General features: G+C 55.5%; 19 protein-coding genes. 7 read left to right on the forward strand and 12 right to left on the reverse strand.

Annotated features, from left to right (window positions below; translation table 11 throughout):
* Positions 1-166: 166 nt before the first annotated feature.
* Complete coding sequence (tkt, locus tag RGB73_RS22265; protein ID WP_310764903.1) at positions 167-2173, reverse strand: transketolase; 2007 nt, start codon at positions 2171-2173, stop codon at positions 167-169.
* 133 nt (positions 2174-2306) lie between these two features.
* Between tkt and RGB73_RS22270 the strand changes: the two genes are divergently transcribed.
* Positions 2307-2462, forward strand: a complete 156-nt coding sequence (locus RGB73_RS22270; protein WP_310764904.1) for a hypothetical protein — start codon at positions 2307-2309, stop codon at positions 2460-2462.
* A 120-nt stretch (positions 2463-2582) separates the two neighbouring features.
* Here RGB73_RS22270 and RGB73_RS22275 read toward each other — a convergent pair whose 3' ends face one another.
* The 5 genes from RGB73_RS22275 to RGB73_RS22295 form a co-directional block, all read right to left on the reverse strand.
* The gene (locus tag RGB73_RS22275; RefSeq protein WP_310763497.1) at positions 2583-3467 is read right to left on the reverse strand and encodes an IS3 family transposase; all 885 of its coding nucleotides are present in this window, start codon (positions 3465-3467) and stop codon (positions 2583-2585) included.
* Positions 3407-3733 (reverse strand): helix-turn-helix domain-containing protein, encoded by a 327-nt coding sequence (locus RGB73_RS22280; RefSeq protein ID WP_024985204.1) that lies wholly within the window; start codon positions 3731-3733, stop codon positions 3407-3409. The genes RGB73_RS22275 and RGB73_RS22280 overlap by 61 nt, the downstream gene beginning before the upstream one ends.
* Before the next feature lie 76 nt (positions 3734-3809).
* On the reverse strand, positions 3810-4448 hold the full coding sequence (locus tag RGB73_RS22285; protein WP_310764905.1) for a DedA family protein: 639 nt from the start codon (positions 4446-4448) through the stop codon (positions 3810-3812).
* Positions 4449-4589: 141 nt separating this feature from the next.
* Complete coding sequence (locus tag RGB73_RS22290; RefSeq protein WP_310764907.1) at positions 4590-4793, reverse strand: YqgQ family protein; 204 nt, start codon at positions 4791-4793, stop codon at positions 4590-4592.
* Positions 4790-5188: a hypothetical protein gene (locus RGB73_RS22295; RefSeq protein WP_310764909.1), complete on the reverse strand. Its 399-nt coding sequence runs from the start codon at positions 5186-5188 to the stop codon at positions 4790-4792. The genes RGB73_RS22290 and RGB73_RS22295 overlap by 4 nt, the downstream gene beginning before the upstream one ends.
* Positions 5189-5376: 188 nt before the next feature.
* Between RGB73_RS22295 and RGB73_RS22300 the strand changes: the two genes are divergently transcribed.
* Complete coding sequence (locus tag RGB73_RS22300) at positions 5377-6546, forward strand: MFS transporter (RefSeq protein ID WP_310764911.1); 1170 nt, start codon at positions 5377-5379, stop codon at positions 6544-6546.
* A gap of 92 nt (positions 6547-6638) precedes the next feature.
* Here RGB73_RS22300 and RGB73_RS22305 read toward each other — a convergent pair whose 3' ends face one another.
* The 6 genes from RGB73_RS22305 to RGB73_RS22330 all read right to left on the reverse strand — a co-directional run bounded on the left by RGB73_RS22305 (position 6639) and on the right by RGB73_RS22330 (position 12077).
* Complete coding sequence (locus RGB73_RS22305; RefSeq protein ID WP_310764912.1) at positions 6639-6935, reverse strand: hypothetical protein; 297 nt, start codon at positions 6933-6935, stop codon at positions 6639-6641.
* 32 nt (positions 6936-6967) lie between these two features.
* Entirely contained in the window at positions 6968-7384 is a 417-nt protein-coding gene (locus RGB73_RS22310; RefSeq protein ID WP_310764913.1) for a cytidine deaminase, read from the reverse strand.
* A gap of 39 nt (positions 7385-7423) precedes the next feature.
* Complete coding sequence (abc-f, locus tag RGB73_RS22315; RefSeq protein WP_310764914.1) at positions 7424-9349, reverse strand: ribosomal protection-like ABC-F family protein; 1926 nt, start codon at positions 9347-9349, stop codon at positions 7424-7426.
* 410 nt (positions 9350-9759) lie between these two features.
* Entirely contained in the window at positions 9760-10557 is a 798-nt protein-coding gene (locus RGB73_RS22320; RefSeq protein ID WP_310764915.1) for a protease complex subunit PrcB family protein, read from the reverse strand.
* A gap of 165 nt (positions 10558-10722) precedes the next feature.
* Positions 10723-11661 carry an AEC family transporter gene (locus tag RGB73_RS22325; RefSeq protein ID WP_310764916.1) on the reverse strand — a complete coding sequence of 313 codons (939 nt, stop codon included), beginning with the start codon at positions 11659-11661 and terminating at the stop codon, positions 10723-10725.
* 14 nt (positions 11662-11675) lie between these two features.
* Entirely contained in the window at positions 11676-12077 is a 402-nt protein-coding gene (locus tag RGB73_RS22330) for a hypothetical protein (protein ID WP_310764917.1), read from the reverse strand.
* A gap of 293 nt (positions 12078-12370) precedes the next feature.
* Here RGB73_RS22330 and RGB73_RS22335 point away from each other — a divergent pair, with 293 nt between their 5' ends.
* The 5 genes from RGB73_RS22335 to RGB73_RS22355 all read left to right on the forward strand — a co-directional run bounded on the left by RGB73_RS22335 (position 12371) and on the right by RGB73_RS22355 (position 15862).
* Positions 12371-13195, forward strand: coding sequence for an amino acid ABC transporter substrate-binding protein (locus tag RGB73_RS22335; protein WP_310764918.1), 825 nt, complete (start codon positions 12371-12373; stop codon positions 13193-13195).
* A 74-nt stretch (positions 13196-13269) separates the two neighbouring features.
* Entirely contained in the window at positions 13270-14109 is an 840-nt protein-coding gene (locus RGB73_RS22340; RefSeq protein ID WP_310764919.1) for an amino acid ABC transporter substrate-binding protein, read from the forward strand.
* On the forward strand, positions 14096-14791 hold the full coding sequence (locus RGB73_RS22345) for an amino acid ABC transporter permease (RefSeq protein ID WP_310764920.1): 696 nt from the start codon (positions 14096-14098) through the stop codon (positions 14789-14791). Before RGB73_RS22340 ends, RGB73_RS22345 begins: the two co-directional genes overlap by 14 nt.
* A gap of 19 nt (positions 14792-14810) precedes the next feature.
* Entirely contained in the window at positions 14811-15545 is a 735-nt protein-coding gene (locus tag RGB73_RS22350; protein WP_310764921.1) for an amino acid ABC transporter ATP-binding protein, read from the forward strand.
* 14 nt (positions 15546-15559) lie between these two features.
* Entirely contained in the window at positions 15560-15862 is a 303-nt protein-coding gene (locus RGB73_RS22355) for a hypothetical protein (protein WP_310764922.1), read from the forward strand.
* Positions 15863-15882: the final 20 nt, after the last annotated feature.

A 15882-nucleotide genomic window follows, 5' to 3' on the forward strand; every position in this document is an offset into this window, starting at 1 on the left:
CTATCATTCCACACTCGTCCTGGTTTGTCTAGAAAACCTGGAGTTCTTCCCCCGGCTGCCAATGGTTCCTATAGTACCATCGTTTCGCCCGTTTGTGGCTTCATAGTACTGGAAAAAAGCCTATCGCCGCGACCGGGCGATAGGCTTCTTCTTATACCATTGGCTTTTACTTCAGCAGCTTTTCCGCTTCAGCCACGACGTTTTCTACCGTAAAGCCGTATTCCTTCATGATGCGCTCTCCAGGTGCCGATGCGCCAAACTGATTGATGGCGAGCACTTTGCCGCCGTCTCCCGCATAGCGCTCCCAGCCCATTGGCGAAGCCATTTCCACTGCCAGGCGAGCTTTGACTGCCGGAGGAATCACGGAATCGCGATACTCCTGGGACTGGCGCTCGAACAGGTTCCAGCTCGGCATGGACACCACGCGCGCTTCGATGCCGCGGGACAGCAGCTGTTCACGCGCTTGCATGACCAGCGACACTTCGGAACCGGTCGCAATCAGGATGAGCTGCGGCTTGCCGCTTGGAGCATCTGCGAGCACGTACGCGCCTTTGGTCACGCCCTCTGCCGCTTTCTCGATGGTTTCCGGCAGAACAGGCAGGTTTTGGCGGGTCAGTACGAGTACGACCGGCTCGTCCGTACGGGACACAGCGTATTTCCAAGCCTCGTTGGTCTCCACCGCATCGGCCGGACGCAAAATGGTCAGGCCCGGCATGGCCCGCAGAGAAGCCAGCTGTTCGATCGGCTCATGGGTCGGTCCGTCTTCCCCTACCGCGATCGAGTCATGCGTGAAGACGTACACGACCGGCTGCTTCATCAGAGCAGAGAGGCGGATCGCAGGACGGACGTAATCGGAGAACACGAAGAACGTGCCGCCGTACACTTTTACGCCGCCGTGCAGCGCCATCCCGTTCAGCGCCGCTCCCATGGCGAACTCGCGGACACCAAACCAGATGTTGCGTCCATCGTAGCTGCCAGGCAGGAAGTTCCCCGCTTCTTTGATGACCGTGTTGTTGGAGTGTGCGAGGTCGGCGGAACCGCCCAGGAAGAACGGCACAGCGCCAGCCAGAGCGTTGATCGCGTTTCCGGACGCCACGCGCGTAGCCAGCTTCGCACCGGCTTCGTACGTAGGCATGCTCTTGTCCCAAGCGCTCGGCAGCTTCCCTTCTGCTGCCGTCTGGAACTGCTCCGCCAGCTCCGGATATGCTTTCGCGTAAGCGGCGAATTGGTCGCTCCACGCCGCTTCCGCCTTTTCCCCTTGCTCAGCGAGCTTCGCATACAGCTCGGCTACTTCCTGCGGCACGTGGAACTCGTTCTCATGCGTCCAGGAGTAGTTTTGCTTGGTCAGCTTCACTTCATCTTTGCCCAGCGGAGCGCCATGGGACGCGCTGGAGCCGCCTTTGTTCGGGCTGCCGTACCCGATGACGGTTTTCACCTCGATCAAGGTCGGGCGATCCAGGTCTTGCTTTGCCTCTGCAATCGCCTTTTCGATCGCAGCCAAATCATTGCCGTCTTCCACACGCAGATATTGCCAGCCGTACGCTTGGTAGCGCTGAGCCACGTTTTCCGAGAACGAGCGGGACAGCTCGCCGTCAAGGGAGATGTCATTGGAATCGTACAGCACGATCATTTTCCCCAGCTTGAGGTGCGCAGCAAGCGAAGAAGCCTCGCTCGAGACACCCTCCATGAGGTCCCCGTCGCCGCAGATCACGTAGGTGTAGTGGTTCACGATGTCGAAGCTGTCGCGGTTGTATACGGCTGCCATGTGCTTTTCCGCCATCGCCATCCCTACTGCCATCGCGATCCCTTGTCCCAGCGGACCTGTCGTCGCATCGACGCCGGCAGTGTGTCCGTACTCCGGATGGCCCGGCGTCTTGCTGCCCCACTGGCGGAAATTATGTAGGTCTTCCAGTGAAACATCGTATTTCATCAAATGCAACATCGAGTATAATAGCATAGAGCCATGTCCCGCCGAGAGCACGAAACGGTCGCGGTCGATCCATTTCGGATTCTGCGGATTTACTTTCATGAAGCGGCTCCACAGGACATGCGCCATCGGAGCTGCGCCCATCGGCATTCCCGGGTGGCCGGAATTTGCCTTTTCAATCGCATCAATAGCCAGGGTGCGGATGGTATTGATGGACAGTTGATCGACAGACGTAAACTGAGTCATCTCGAAATATCCTCCTTGCTTTTCTGGAAAACGTTGTGGTCTGCTTGTCAGAACGAGTGTAAAACATCCAGCCCATTATAGCATAGTTCCCCCGGACAATCATGTCTGCTCTTGAATTTAGGAGGTACCTTTCATGTCATCTACCATGTACTTGATTATCGGAATTGTCTTGGCTTTAGCCGGATTCGGAATGTTGTTCGCGGCGATGGCGAGCTCGCCTGTGCTGAAAAAAAATCGGGAAAAGCTGCGCAAGAAAGCCGCCGAACACCATCATCCCGAAGAAGGATGACACACAAGGAGGATCCGCAGTTTTGGCTTCGGGTGACGGAGCCATACCCGCAAATAAAAAAAGCCCTTTCGCTTTCTGGTCAAGACCCCATTTAGTGGACAGTAAGAAAAAACCCGACCGTTAGACCGACAGCTGACGTCTGAATTCAACAGGCGTCAGCCTTTTTAATTTTCGTTGTGGTCGACTTTGGTTGTAGAATTGAATATATTCCTCAATTCGCCTTTGTGCCTCATCCACACTTCGGATATCATAAGGGTAGAGCCCTTCCGTTTTGAGATGCGAGAAGAAGCTCTCCATCGAGGCATTATCATAACAGTTGCCTCTCCGAGACATGCTGATTTGGGCGCCAACCTTCGGCAACATGTCGTGGTAAGCGTAGGACGTGTACTGGAATCCCTGATCGCTGTGAACGATCAGTCCAGTCACGTCTTTCGTCTTTTTAAAGGCTTTCTCAAAGGTCCGTAGGACCAACTGATTGTCGTTGCGAACTCCAATGTGGTAAGCCACAATCTCATTATTAAACAAATCCTTAATAGCAGACAGGTAGAGCCACGTATCCGCGACACGATACTGTGTGACATCGGTTACCCATTTTCGATTAGGTGCATCCGCTTTGAAATTCCGCTGCATCACATTCTCAGCGACTCGTCCACCTTCGGTTGAAGCATAGTGACCTCGATATTTGCGGCGTATTCGAGAACGGAGCTTCATTTCTTGCATCAGACGTAGTACCTTCTTATGGTTGACCCATACCCCGTGATCTCGTAAGAGAAACAGCTGGGTTTGTCGATACCCATATTTACCATCATACTTCTTATAAACTACTTTGATGAGGTCTTTCACGGGCTTGTCCCGGTCCGCTTGTTGCCGTTTCAAGTATGCATAGTATCCACTTCTTGAGACTCCAAACAGGTTGCAAAGTTCACTAGTCGTATACTCACCAGCTACTTGCTTGATCGCCTCATACTTATGGGCTGCACCTCCCGCATCCAGATTTTCAAACACTTTTTTAGCATCGAGTTCTCTCGTTTTAGCTTTTTAACATATCGATCTTGGTCAACATATTCTTCACGTCTACCTCGTTGATCCATCAACCCAAATTCGCCTAACTGTTTATATTTTTTCATCCATACTTTAAGCCGGTGGCGGTCCGGAATCCCCAGATGCTCCATGATTCGACGGTATGTCCATCCTTCTTCGATATGCAGTCGTATGGCTTCCACCTTTAATTCGTGAGAATAACTTCTAAACGTTTGCCCCTTTTTCACCATAAAAAATGCACCCCTTAAATTTCATCGGATTTACCAGGGGTTTAATCCAATGTCCATTCTAAGGGGTGCACTTCATTCACCGTCCAAAGCTGAAGGGCTTTTCTCTATTTTTCGTTCGTTCTTCCATTCCTGCTCCCTCCCGTCCCAAGCGATTGGCCATTCCCCATCGCAAAAGCCGCCGGAAGATGATATACGTCAATCCGATGATGAACAGCCCCCCGCAGGTAATCTTGCCGTATGTGTATACGCCCGCTTCCAGCCACTCCAGCTTGTCGGAGAACCAGTATCCCGCCATGAAATAATGGAGCGTCCAGATCAGGCTGCTCGGCAAGACGGCCAACAAGCATTGGCCAAACGAGAAGCGCGATAGTCCTGCCCAGAAAGGGACCAATTGGCGGGCGACGGGAATAAAGAGGCTCAGGCTGATGATCCAGCCAAGCAAGGCGGAGCGCTCGCGCTTCTTACCGGGCGCCTCCCCGTCGCTTTGTCCGAACCTGGCCATGAGCGGGCCGGCGACGATTGTTCCTGCCCCATAGCAAGCCAGTGTCACCAATACCACTGCCGCGTACACGGCCGCAAAGGCGAGCCCTGCTCGTGAGCCGGCAGAGGCTGCCTGCGCCCCTGCGTTCATGACGATAAGTTCATCGGGGACGAGCCCCCCTAGCATTTCTTTCCCACGCAAGACAATTAACGCGAAATAGCCTGCTTGCTCCACGATCGATCCCTCCCGGCTTCCTGCTCTCTATGCTATCTTGGAAACCTTTCAAAAAAGGAGAGAATCGTTTAAGAATTGTTAAAGGATTTCTGAAGAATTCCGAAAAAAACGTGCTTGTCATCAGACAAGCACGCCGCCTTCTCATCTATCTTCTGCTTTCCGTCTGCTGCGTACCGCAGACATCGCCTCCAGAAACTCATCCCTGTCGATGACATTCAATTCGTACAGCTCCCGAATCTCATCCTCGATCAAGAGCAGGTCCCCTACAGGGTCACCCGTGTAAATGAACAGACCAAAGCGCTGAAGAAACGCCTTCAAATCGAAATCACTCGGGCGAGAATTCAATGTACTCCCTCCAGATCGATTTCCATCCTCGCGAGGACGGCATCGTAGTCAAACTCGACAGCAAAGCCGGTAATAACGATGATCTTCGCGTTCGGATACGCTTCTTGCCACGCCTCCTCTTCTTCCGGTTTCAGACCGACGATGTACAGCGGATCCCGGGACAGCTGCGGATGCGCCAGGACGAGCTGCAAAAACTCCCGGCACCGCGCCTGTTCCTCTGCGGCATTCAGCACCAGCACAGCCCGTGTCACCTCGCCTGACTGTCTCCTTTCGGCCAGCATCTCGAACGTTTTCACAGTCGGCACCAGAGCGTTTACCTCGGGAAAACGGTCGAGAACCTCATCCAGCCAGTCGTCTTCTTGCCAGGCCAGGTAGTATAGCATTGCAGTAGACATGTTGCTTCACACCTCATGGATATATACTTGACAACCTTGCGAACCATTCTTCTTTCTTTCCCTATTATAGCATGCCTGTGCACTGACTGCGCGTTTCACTTGCTTGACTTCGCCCGAACCATCACGTAAGGTGAAAAAAGCAAGGCAAGTTCTACCAAAATGATCCTGTGTGAAAAGAGGTTTTTTCCGTGAATAAGAAGCACCTGGCCCTCTTGTTCCTGATTGCTTTTCTCACCATGTTGGGCTTTGGCATCATTATCCCGATCCTGCCTTACTTCGCAGAAAAGCTGGGGGCATCCTCCCTCCAAATCGGCGTCCTGTTCGCCAGCTACAATATCATGCAGTTGGTCTTCGCTCCCATCTGGGGCGCTGTCTCGGACCGGATCGGGCGCAAACCGCTTGTAGCATTTGGTCTCTTCGGCTTTTCCATCACCTTTATCCTGTTTGGATTGGCGGAGAGTTATACGGCCATGCTGTCCTACCGGATCCTCGGCGGAATCGTCTCGGCCGCTGCCATGCCGACGGTCACGGCCATGGTAGCTGATCTGTTTCCTTCTGAGGAGCGCGCCAAAGGCATGGGTGTCATCGGGGCCGGGATCGGGCTCAGCTTTGTCTTCGGTCCTGTCATCGGAGGCCTGCTCAGCGGATTCGGCTTCGCGGTTCCGTTTTTCGCGTCCGGCGGTGTGGCCTTGCTCACGTTTTTCGTGATCCTGTTCGCCCTGCCGGAAAGCCTGCCCAAGGAAAAACGGACCGGGAACGCAGCGCGGCCTGCTGGCAATCCGTTCGTGTCGCTGTTCGGCTCGCTCTCCCTGCTGTACGGCATCCTGTTTATCGTGTCGTTCGCCTTCTCGGGACTGGAGACGACATTTGCCCTGTTCATCAACGACCTGTACGGCTACACTTCCAAAGACCTGGGCTACATGTTCCTCGTCATGGGGATCATCGCGGCGATCGTCCAGGGCGGCTTGATCGGCAGACTGGTCAAAAAGCTGGGGGAAGCCGCCGTACTGACACTGGGGATGATCCTGTACGGCATCGGATTTTTCGCCATCCCGCTTTCGGGCAACTTCTGGGTGCTCGCCCTCATCCTCTCCCTGTTCGGGGCCGGTCAAGGGATGATCCGGGCGACTGCTACCGCCATGATTACCCAGCGGACGACGCAAGGCCAAGGCGTCACGACCGGGGCGGTCAGCTCGATGGACAGCCTCGGCCGCATCCTCGGACCCTTGGCAGGAGGCGCGGTGTACCAGTTCACTTACAGCGGCCCGTTCCTTTTGGGCGGCGTCCTGATGGTACTCATTCTGCTGTGGTTCCGCAGCAGCTACAAGCGGCTGCCGGAAGCGAGCTCGCAAGCGTGAGAATTGGTGAGACAGACAGTTAGGAAAGTAGGGAAGCTGGCTTTGGCGCCGGCCTCCCTATTTTTATTCAGGCAGAGAGCCGCCGCTCCGAATCACCCCAGCCACGGAATGATGACAGCCAGCACGGCAGAACCGCCAAGCAGCCCCCAGGTAACCCTCCTGGACAGCTTCCGCCTGCCATTGCCTTTGTACCAGCCCGAAAATTGCCAAAGGTTCCGGTACAGGACGAAGATCCACACGTAGATCACGACTCCGATGAGCCAGCCGTATTCGCTGCCGGCCAAATCGGCCCCGAAATAGGCGTAAACGTACTTGAGCAGCTCTCCCAGCAGTCCGCCCGCCAGCAGCATGAGCAGGACCACTCGGAGCAATTCTAAGGCAAATCCCACTGTTGCTCCCCCTTCCCCTTCCTTCCGCGTCTCTATTCCCTCGTGTATTTTTCCGGCAGCAGTTCCATGATGCCCTTCTTGCGAAACAGGCCCGGACCGTCCGGCATGATCACCTGGATTTGTTCGCCGTAATCGCTGATCAACTCTCGACACATGCCACACGGTGAGACGAGATGAGGGTCCGCTTCTGGCGAGTCGGCGTACACGGCCGCGATTGCCAGAAGCTCCTCTTCGCCTTCCGATACAGCCTTGCCCATGGCGATTGCTTCGGCGCAGACCGCCACTCTGCCGATATACGCATCGAGATTGACGGCTGCGTAGATGTTTCCGCTCTTCGTCCGAACAGCCGCTCCCACATGGTGTTTTCCCTCACGGAAGCGGGACTTGAGCATCTGCTTCGCTGCCTCGATCAGTTCGACATCCTTTTCCCTATCCTCTTTGATGCTCATTCTCTTCCTCCTTCACTCCGCCTGTATCACTTACTCTGCCTATACGATTTCCTGCATCGCCAGCCACGACTGGTAATGCTCGTCAAGCTGCTGCAAGAGCCGCTCGCTTTCCTCCTGCCACTCGAGCAGCTGCTGGTAGCTCTCGCCCCCGGCGGCCAGGCGGGCATGGAGCTCGCCGATTTCGCTCTCCAGCCGCGCGATCGTTTGCTCCAGTTCAGCCATCTTGTACGGGTTGGGACGCTTGGGCGAATCGGCCGCACGGGTCAACACCGGCTCTTTTTTCACAGAAGGCGCAGCGGCTTTCGCATCCAGCGCCTTCGCTTTTGCCAGTTGCCGCTGCTTTTGCTTCTCCCTGGCCTCTTCGTACGTCCCGACATCGTGGACCAATCGACCGTCTTCCACCCAAAATACGCCGTCGGCCATCTTTTGCAGAAAGTAGCGGTCGTGGGAGACGATAAACAGCGATCCGGCGAAGTCTGCCAGCGCTTCTTCCAGTGTCTCCCGCGCCTCGATATCCAGATGGTTGGTCGGTTCGTCCAGCACCAGCAGGTTGATCTCCTGGTGCATCAACTGGGCCAGCCGCAGGCGCATCCGTTCGCCCCCGCTGAGCTGCCCGATCCGCTTGAACACGTGCTCCCCGTAGAACAGGAAGCGTGCCAGGAGATGCCGCGCCTCCGCTTCCGTGACCAGAGCCACGTCCCGGAACACATCGATGACCCGAAGATTTTGGTCTCCTTCCAGCGCCTGCTGGGACAAGTACCCGACCTTCACGTTGCTGCCGATCTTCAGGGTGCCAGCATCCGGTTCTACCTCTCCCAGCAGCATCTTGATCAGGGTGGATTTGCCGCAGCCGTTGGGGCCGAGCAGCGCTTTGCGCTCCCCGTAGCGCAGGAGAAAACCCGCGTCGGCAAACAGTGTCTTGGCCCCGTACGCCTTGTGCACACCGGATGCCACCAGCACGTCCTGACCGCTGCGCTCGGTCTTTTGGAAAGCAAGCCCCATGCGGTCGGCCTCCAGCCGCGGCCTTTCGATGCGCTCAATGCGGGCCAATGCTTTCTCCATGCTCTTGGCCCGACGGTGAAACGCTTCGTTCGGCGGATTGGACCGGTTGCCCCATTCCTTCAGCCGCTTGATGGCTTCCTTCATTTTTTTAATCTGCTTTTGCTGTTCCTGATAGGCCGCGAACTGCCTCAGGAGCCGCTCCTCCCGTTCTTTGACGAAGGCGCTGTAGTTGCCGATGTAATACTCCGTTTCGCCCCCGTCGACATGATGGATCGAGGTTACGACCGCATCAAGAAAGTAGCGGTCGTGGGAAATGATCAAGACGGTACCGGGATAGCTCTGCAAAAAGCTTTCCAGCCATTCCATGGACTCTACGTCCAGATGGTTGGTCGGCTCGTCAAGCAATAGCACGTCGCTTCGCTGGCAAAGGAGCTTGGCAAGCCCGACTTTCGTTTTCTCCCCGCCGCTCAGGAGGACAAACGGCGTCGCCAAATGTTCGGCGGAAATGCCGAGGCCCTCCGTCACTTGGGCCAGCTTGGTCTCCCAATGATAGCCGTCCTGCTGCTCGAATGCCTCCTGCAGCTTTTGGTAGCGCAGCATGAGCCGCTCCAGCTTTGCTGCGGAGTCGGCCGCCTCGCTCATCTGCCTCTCCAGGCTGCGCATTTCCTCCTGCAGCTGGATGATCTCGGCAAAGGCGCTGGCAATGACGTCCTGCGCCCGCCACTGCTCCGGATAGTCCGGCGTTTGCGGCAAATACGCCCACACTTTTCCTTTGGCCCGATACAGCTCACCCGCATCGGGAGTCTCGATGCCTGCCAGCAGCTTGAAGAGCGTCGTTTTTCCCGCTCCGTTCGGCCCGACGATCCCGACCCGCTCTCCGGCCTTGATCTCGAGGGTGACGTCCTGCAATACGGGATCTGCCCCGTACGATTTTTGAATATGTTTGGTCGCGACTAGTATCATGGTTAATTCCTCCTTAGATTTTGGGGGGTAACGGTCAGTGCTTTTTTGCGACAGCTGTTTGAAAGCACAAAAAAACCGCAGGCCTACGCCCGCGGCATCGTGAAGGGACGAGCGGGAGCAGAAGTGCTGCTGCGCCCGGCTCCCTGTCCCTGTATCGTTTGAACGACCGTTCCTTATCGATGCTTGGTACGCCTATGGGATTTCCGTTCAGTTGTATGGCTAAAAATGGGCAGACTGATCCCGTTGTATGCTGCGTCATGCGTCATACTGGTAATCTCTACCACAAACCATGCGTGAACGGCTCCAGACACGTACCTGCACCTCCATTCCAAGGAAAAATTTTACCTAATCTCCACTATACTACAACGCTCCGCCAACCTCAAGCAGCTTCTGTATGGACAGGCAAACGTCTACTGCTGCGGCGCAAACAGCGGCTTTTTCGTGTCCGCATCCAGAAATACCACCGTTGTATAAGAAGGCAGGTCTGCTTTCGCCACAATGTACGGATAGGTGATCGCTTGCGTGTACATTTTTCCGGGCTCCGGCTTGGTCAGTTTGACGTAGACGATGAGCTGCTCCCAGCTCCACTGCGTGTGGGTCACCTGCAAGCCGTAGCCGGGATTCGGCGACTCGCCGCGGGCAATGACGTACAGGTTGCCTTGATGATAGATCCCTTGTTTTTGTCTGACCGATTCTACGTACGCCTGCTCCTCTTTCGTCAGCTGGTCTGCGGTCAGCAGTACCAGACCGCCTTCGTGCTCGGCTGCCATGACTTCCACCGCCCTTTTCTCGGCATTCCACGCGATTTTGCCGCCCGCCTGCTCGACGAGCCACCTCAGCGGCAGAAAGACACGTCCGCTCTGAACGACGGCTCCTTGCCCGTCTTTTACCGCCTTTCCGTTTACAGTCACTTTCCCATCTGCCAGCCCAAACGTATACGACTGCTGATCCGACAGCTTCAGCACGCCGGTGTTCTGGCTTCGGGCCCATTCCGCTTCCAGGATTCGGGCCGCATCCTCGGCTGCCACATACGTACGCTGTCCGACGAGAATGGGTGCCTGCAACAAGCTCATTTCCTCGCCATTGACGTACACGTTCGCAGCAAAGGTCGCTGCATGCGAGGGAGAGGCAGCGGGGGCAGCCGCTGCCGGATATGCCGCAAGCAACTGCACTCCCAGGGCGGCTGCTATCCATTGCTTCGCTTTCATGTTCATTCCTCCATTTGTCTGCCATTATCCATGCTGTTTCTATCTTGTTAGACTGGTGATCGGTTTTATTCGTTTCATCGATGTCTGTACCGCTCCTTTTTTCCATCGATGGCGGAACAGCAAAACCCGATCCCTGCACCGGGGATCGGGTGGGGCCAGCCCAAATCAATGCAAAAACCAGCTGCCCATCAGCACCACCGCAGGGATCGAGAGCAAGGCCAGCAGCGTCGAGAAAACCGTCGTCATCGCCCCCATCTCTTCATCCGCCTTGTAGCGGCCGAACAATATGGAGGCGAGTGTCAGTGTCGGCATCGCGACCTGGATCAACGCGACACTGGAGATGTCTTTGTCGATCGAAAACACGGACAAAAGCAGCGCCGCAAGCAATGGAAAGACGATCAGCTTCAAGGCGATTGGCATGCCGAGCAGCGGCAGGGAGACCTGCGGTTTGCCCTTCAAAAACATCGGGAGCAGCATGCCGATATACATCATGGCCAGCGGAGAGGCGAGCTTGGACAGCGTCCCGAACAACTGCTTGACGGGTTCGGGCGGAGCAAATCCGATCAGGGCCGAGCCAAGGCCGACGATGATGGCGATCATCGGGATGTTGATCAGCGTCTTGAGGCCCTTTAAAGAAAACGCTGCTTTATCCTGGAGCATCATCACCGCTACAGTCCACAGGACGACGTCCACTCCGGCGTCAAAGATCGCCGCAAGCAGCGCACCCTTGGGCCCGAACAGGGCGGCGCATAGCGGCAGCCCGATGAATCCGGTGTTGCCGAGTGCGGACAGGATCGCGATCTCCCGCCGCTTCTTCGCAGAGAGGGGGAGCGTCCGCGCACTCGTCCATCCAATCGCAATACCGAGGCAGTTTAATAGAATGGAAATGATGAAAATTGAAAATATTTGCGACAACGTATTGGCGTCGATCGGCGTCTGAAAAATCCCGTCAAGAATAATGCAGGGCATCGCCACATTCACGATGATGGTGATGACGAGACTGCGGGACTCGGCCGTCAAAGGCTGGCGGTAGCCAATCAGGCTACCGATGCCGATGATGACGGCCATAATCAGGATCGATTGAGTCAGCGTCTGAAATTCCATGTTGTCCTCCAGCCCTACATCTCTACCGGCAGCCATTCCAGCTGCGCAGGCTCACCTTTCTCGCATGTCCGCAAAACATCGCCGCATACCGGAACGGCCTGCTCCAGCGGCACACACCAGGAGATGGGGAAAGTGACCTCGCTGCCTTCAATGACCAGGGTACACATGACACCCGTATGCTTGTCCGCCGCGAGAACGTAATGCTGGGCGACTGGCTCGTGTTCTTTCCATTGCACCAGCACTTTTCCGTTGTTCCCCCCAGCCACGACCAGGTCTACATGATCCCCGTAGGCCGCGTGCACCAGCGTCCGGGTGCTCCCGTTCAGCTGCGCGATTTCCTTGAGGACCTCATGCCATGCGACGTGTTTTTGTTCGGTTCCGCTCTCATCTGTATAAAGACGCCAATCGTTCAACATAGTATGTGGACTCCTTTTCTCATCTGCTTCCCTATGTACTCCGAATACCGAGATTCGTACCTAATTGTACGCTTCTTCCCTGTGAAGCTCAACTGCCAAAACGGCTCGTGACGGCTGGCAAAAGCTCCAAACATAGCCTTCCGCATGAATGAGTATCCTATGGAGGGAGAAAAAGGCGGCTACATAAACCCTATCACCCAAATCGGATTTCGAAGGTTTCGTCATTGACAAATGCGACGTTCGCCACTACTATGAATCAATGAAATTCCATCACACTAAAGGAGATCGTACGTATGAAAAAGTTGATTTTCTCCGCTTTAATCTCTAGCATGCTACTGGGAATTGTCGGCTGCGGCACGTCCAATGCCCCATCCCAGCCAAATAACGCCGCTCCTGCCGATCAGGCAGCATCCCAAAGCCTGCTCGAAAAAGTGAAAGCCGACAAGAAGCTCGTCATCGGGACAGAGGGTACATACTCTCCCTTTACTTTCCACGATCAGTCCGGCAAACTGACCGGCTACGACGTGGAAGTGGCGGCAGAGGTCGCCAAGCGCCTCGGTGTGGAACCGGTCTTCCAGGAAACGCAATGGGATGCCATGTTTGCCGGGCTTGACTCCAAGCGCTTCGACGTCATCGCCAACCAGGTGGGCATTCGCCCTGACCGCCAGGAAAAATACGATTTCTCCAAGCCTTATTCCGTGTCCCACGCCGTTCTGGTCACAAACAAAAACAATACGACCGTGAAAGACTTCAAAGACATCAAAGGTCTGAAAGCCGGCCAGTCGATGACGAGCAACTACGCAGACCTCGCCCGTTCCAACGGCGCGGAAATCGTCGCCGTCGACAGCTTCAACCAGGCGATGGACCTGATCGCTACGGGCCGCGTCGACGTCGTGCTCAACGACAACCTGACCGTGCTCGACTACTTGAAGCAAAAACCGGATACGCCGATCAAAGTCGTGGCGAAAAACGAAGAAGGACAGCCGACCGCCTTCATGTTCCGCAAGGGCAGCACCGATCTGTCCGACGCGATGAGCAAAGCGCTGGATGACATGCGCCAGGACGGAACGCTGAAAGCCATCTCCGAAAAATGGTTCGGGGAAGACATCTCCAAATAAGCGATTGACAAAACTTGGGGCGGCCATTAGTATGTTCCTTATTCAATTCACATCGGTTTAGTGGGGGTTAATTTATGAAAAAAGGTTTATTCTCTGTAATCGTCTCCACACTCGTCTTCGCATTAGCGGGCTGCGGAGCTGCTCCAACCAGCCAGCCGCAGCAAAGCCAAGGATCGTCAACCCCTGCTTCTGCCGAGACCAAACAGGAACAGAACTTGCTCGATAAAGTAAAAGCAGACGGCAAGCTGCTGATCGGCACCGAGGGAACATACGCCCCCTTCACCTTCCACGACCAGTCGGGCAAACTGACCGGCTATGATGTGGATGTCGTGACGGAGGTGGCCAAACGCATCGGCGTGGAGCCGGTCTTCCAGGAAACGCAGTGGGATGCCATGTTCGCCGGTCTCGACTCCAAGCGGTTCGACGTGGTCGCCAACCAGGTGGGCATTCGTCCGGATCGCCAGGAAAAATACGACTTTTCCAAGGCTTATACCGTCTCTACGGCAGTCCTTGTCACGCACAAAGACAACACGACCGTGAAAGGCTTTGAGGATATCAAAGGCTTGAAAGCCGGGCAGACGCTCACCAGCAACTTGACAGACATCGCGAAGAAGAACGGCGCGGAAATCGTCGGGGTCGAAGGCTTCAACCAGGCGATTGACCTGCTCGTCTCCAAGCGTGTCGACGTCACGATCAACGACGGCCTCTCGCTCCTGGACTTCCTCAAGCAGAAGCCGGATACGCCGATCAAGATCGTCGCCAAGGATCCGAACGTCGCGGAAAACGGGTTCATGTTCCGCAAAGGCAATCCGGAGCTGGTCGAAGCCTTCAACAAAGCGCTGGATGACATGACAAAAGACGGCACGCTCAAAAAAATCTCCGAGAAATGGTTTGGTGCAGATGTCTCTCAGTAACTTTTTTGACAATCCAGAACGCCTGGACCGTTGGATCTCAATCGCGCAAAGCTCCTTTCTCCCTCTGGTGAAAGGAGCCTTGCTCTATTCTATTACCCTTGCCATTGCGTCCTTTTTCATCGGTCTGATCATCGCGGTTTTTACCGCACTCGCCCGGATTTCCGGCATCAAGGTGCTGTCCGCCATCGCCAGGATCTACGTCTCTATCGTTCGCGGCACGCCGCTGCTCGTGCAGCTGTTCATCATCTTTTTCGGCTTGCCCAGCATCGGCATCATGATCGATCCGATCCCGTCCGCTATCATCGGCTTTTCGCTCAGTGTAGGAGCGTACTCCTCCGAGATCGTGCGCGCAGCGATTTTATCGATCCCCAAAGGACAGTGGGAAGCGGCCTACTCCATCGGGATGAGCTACCGCCAGGCACTTCAGCGGGTCGTCCTGCCGCAAGCGGCTCGTGTATCCATCCCGCCGCTGTCCAACTCCTTTATCAGCCTGGTCAAGGACACCTCGCTTGCTGCGGCGATCCTCGTGCCCGAGATGTTCCGCAAAGCGCAGGAGATCGTGGCATCCACGTACGAACCGCTCCTGGTCTATTCCGAGGCGGCACTTATCTACTGGGTGATTTGCTTCGTGCTTTCGATCATTCAGGACCGCCTCGAAAACAGGCTGGACCGCTATGTATAAGAGAAGTAGGTGAATTCGCATGATTTCCATCACGGAATTGCACAAGCAATTTCAGCACCTGCACGTGTTGAAAGGAATCTCCCTGAATGTGGACAAAGGCAAAGTAATCGTGATCATCGGCCCCTCGGGCTCCGGGAAGACGACGCTGCTCCGCTGTCTGAACGCCTTGGAAATCCCGACGAGCGGCACGGTCCGGATCGGCGAGGTCAAGCTCGATTTCTCCCAGAAGGTAGAGCGCTCGCAGCTTCCCCTGCTGCGGAAGCAAACCGGGATGGTTTTTCAAAACTACAATCTGTTCCCCCATATGACCGCGTTGGAAAACGTCATGGAGGGACCGGTGACGGTAAAGAAAGAAAGCAAGGAAAAAGCGAGAGCGAAAGCTTCCACCCTGCTCGCCAAAGTCGGTTTGGGAGACAAGCTGGACCACTACCCGGCCCAGCTCTCGGGCGGCCAGCAGCAGCGAGTCGGCATCGCCCGCGCCCTCGCCATGGATCCGCAGGTCATGCTCTTTGACGAGCCCACCTCCGCCCTCGACCCCGAGCTCGTGGGAGAAGTCCTGAAAGTCATGAAGGAGCTGGCTCTGGAAGGAATGACCATGGTGGTAGTCACGCACGAGATGGGCTTTGCGCGGGAGGTAGCGGATGAAGTCATCTTCATGGACCAAGGGGTCGTCGTGGAGCAAGGCTCTCCGGAACAGCTGTTCACGCAGCCGCGCGAGGAGCGTACCCGGCAATTTTTGCAGCACTTGAAGTAATAGAGATTTATGGAATGAAAAAGGAAAGGCTCTGCGCCCACTATACCAGCGCAGAGTCTTTTTCCTTTCCAGCCAGATTAGTCATCGCAAAAAGCAGCGATGAGAAGAATGATGATAATGATCCACCAAATACCGCCACCGTTGAAGCCGAATCCGAATCCCATTCCTATTCTCTCCTCTCTCTTGGCGATGATAGCAGCTGCCGCCTTGCGACGGTCAGCGCCTTACTTTCACCATATGACAAACCCTTCCCGTCCGTATGGATGCCTGTCTATCGCTTCTCCCAATTCAAAAAAATCGGGTGCTTGCCTCCCTAAAATTAACAAAGCCTTTATGC

Origin of the sequence: Brevibacillus brevis, from assembly GCF_031583145.1 — a bacterium.
Classification (GTDB): Bacteria; Bacillota; Bacilli; order Brevibacillales; family Brevibacillaceae; genus Brevibacillus; species Brevibacillus brevis_E.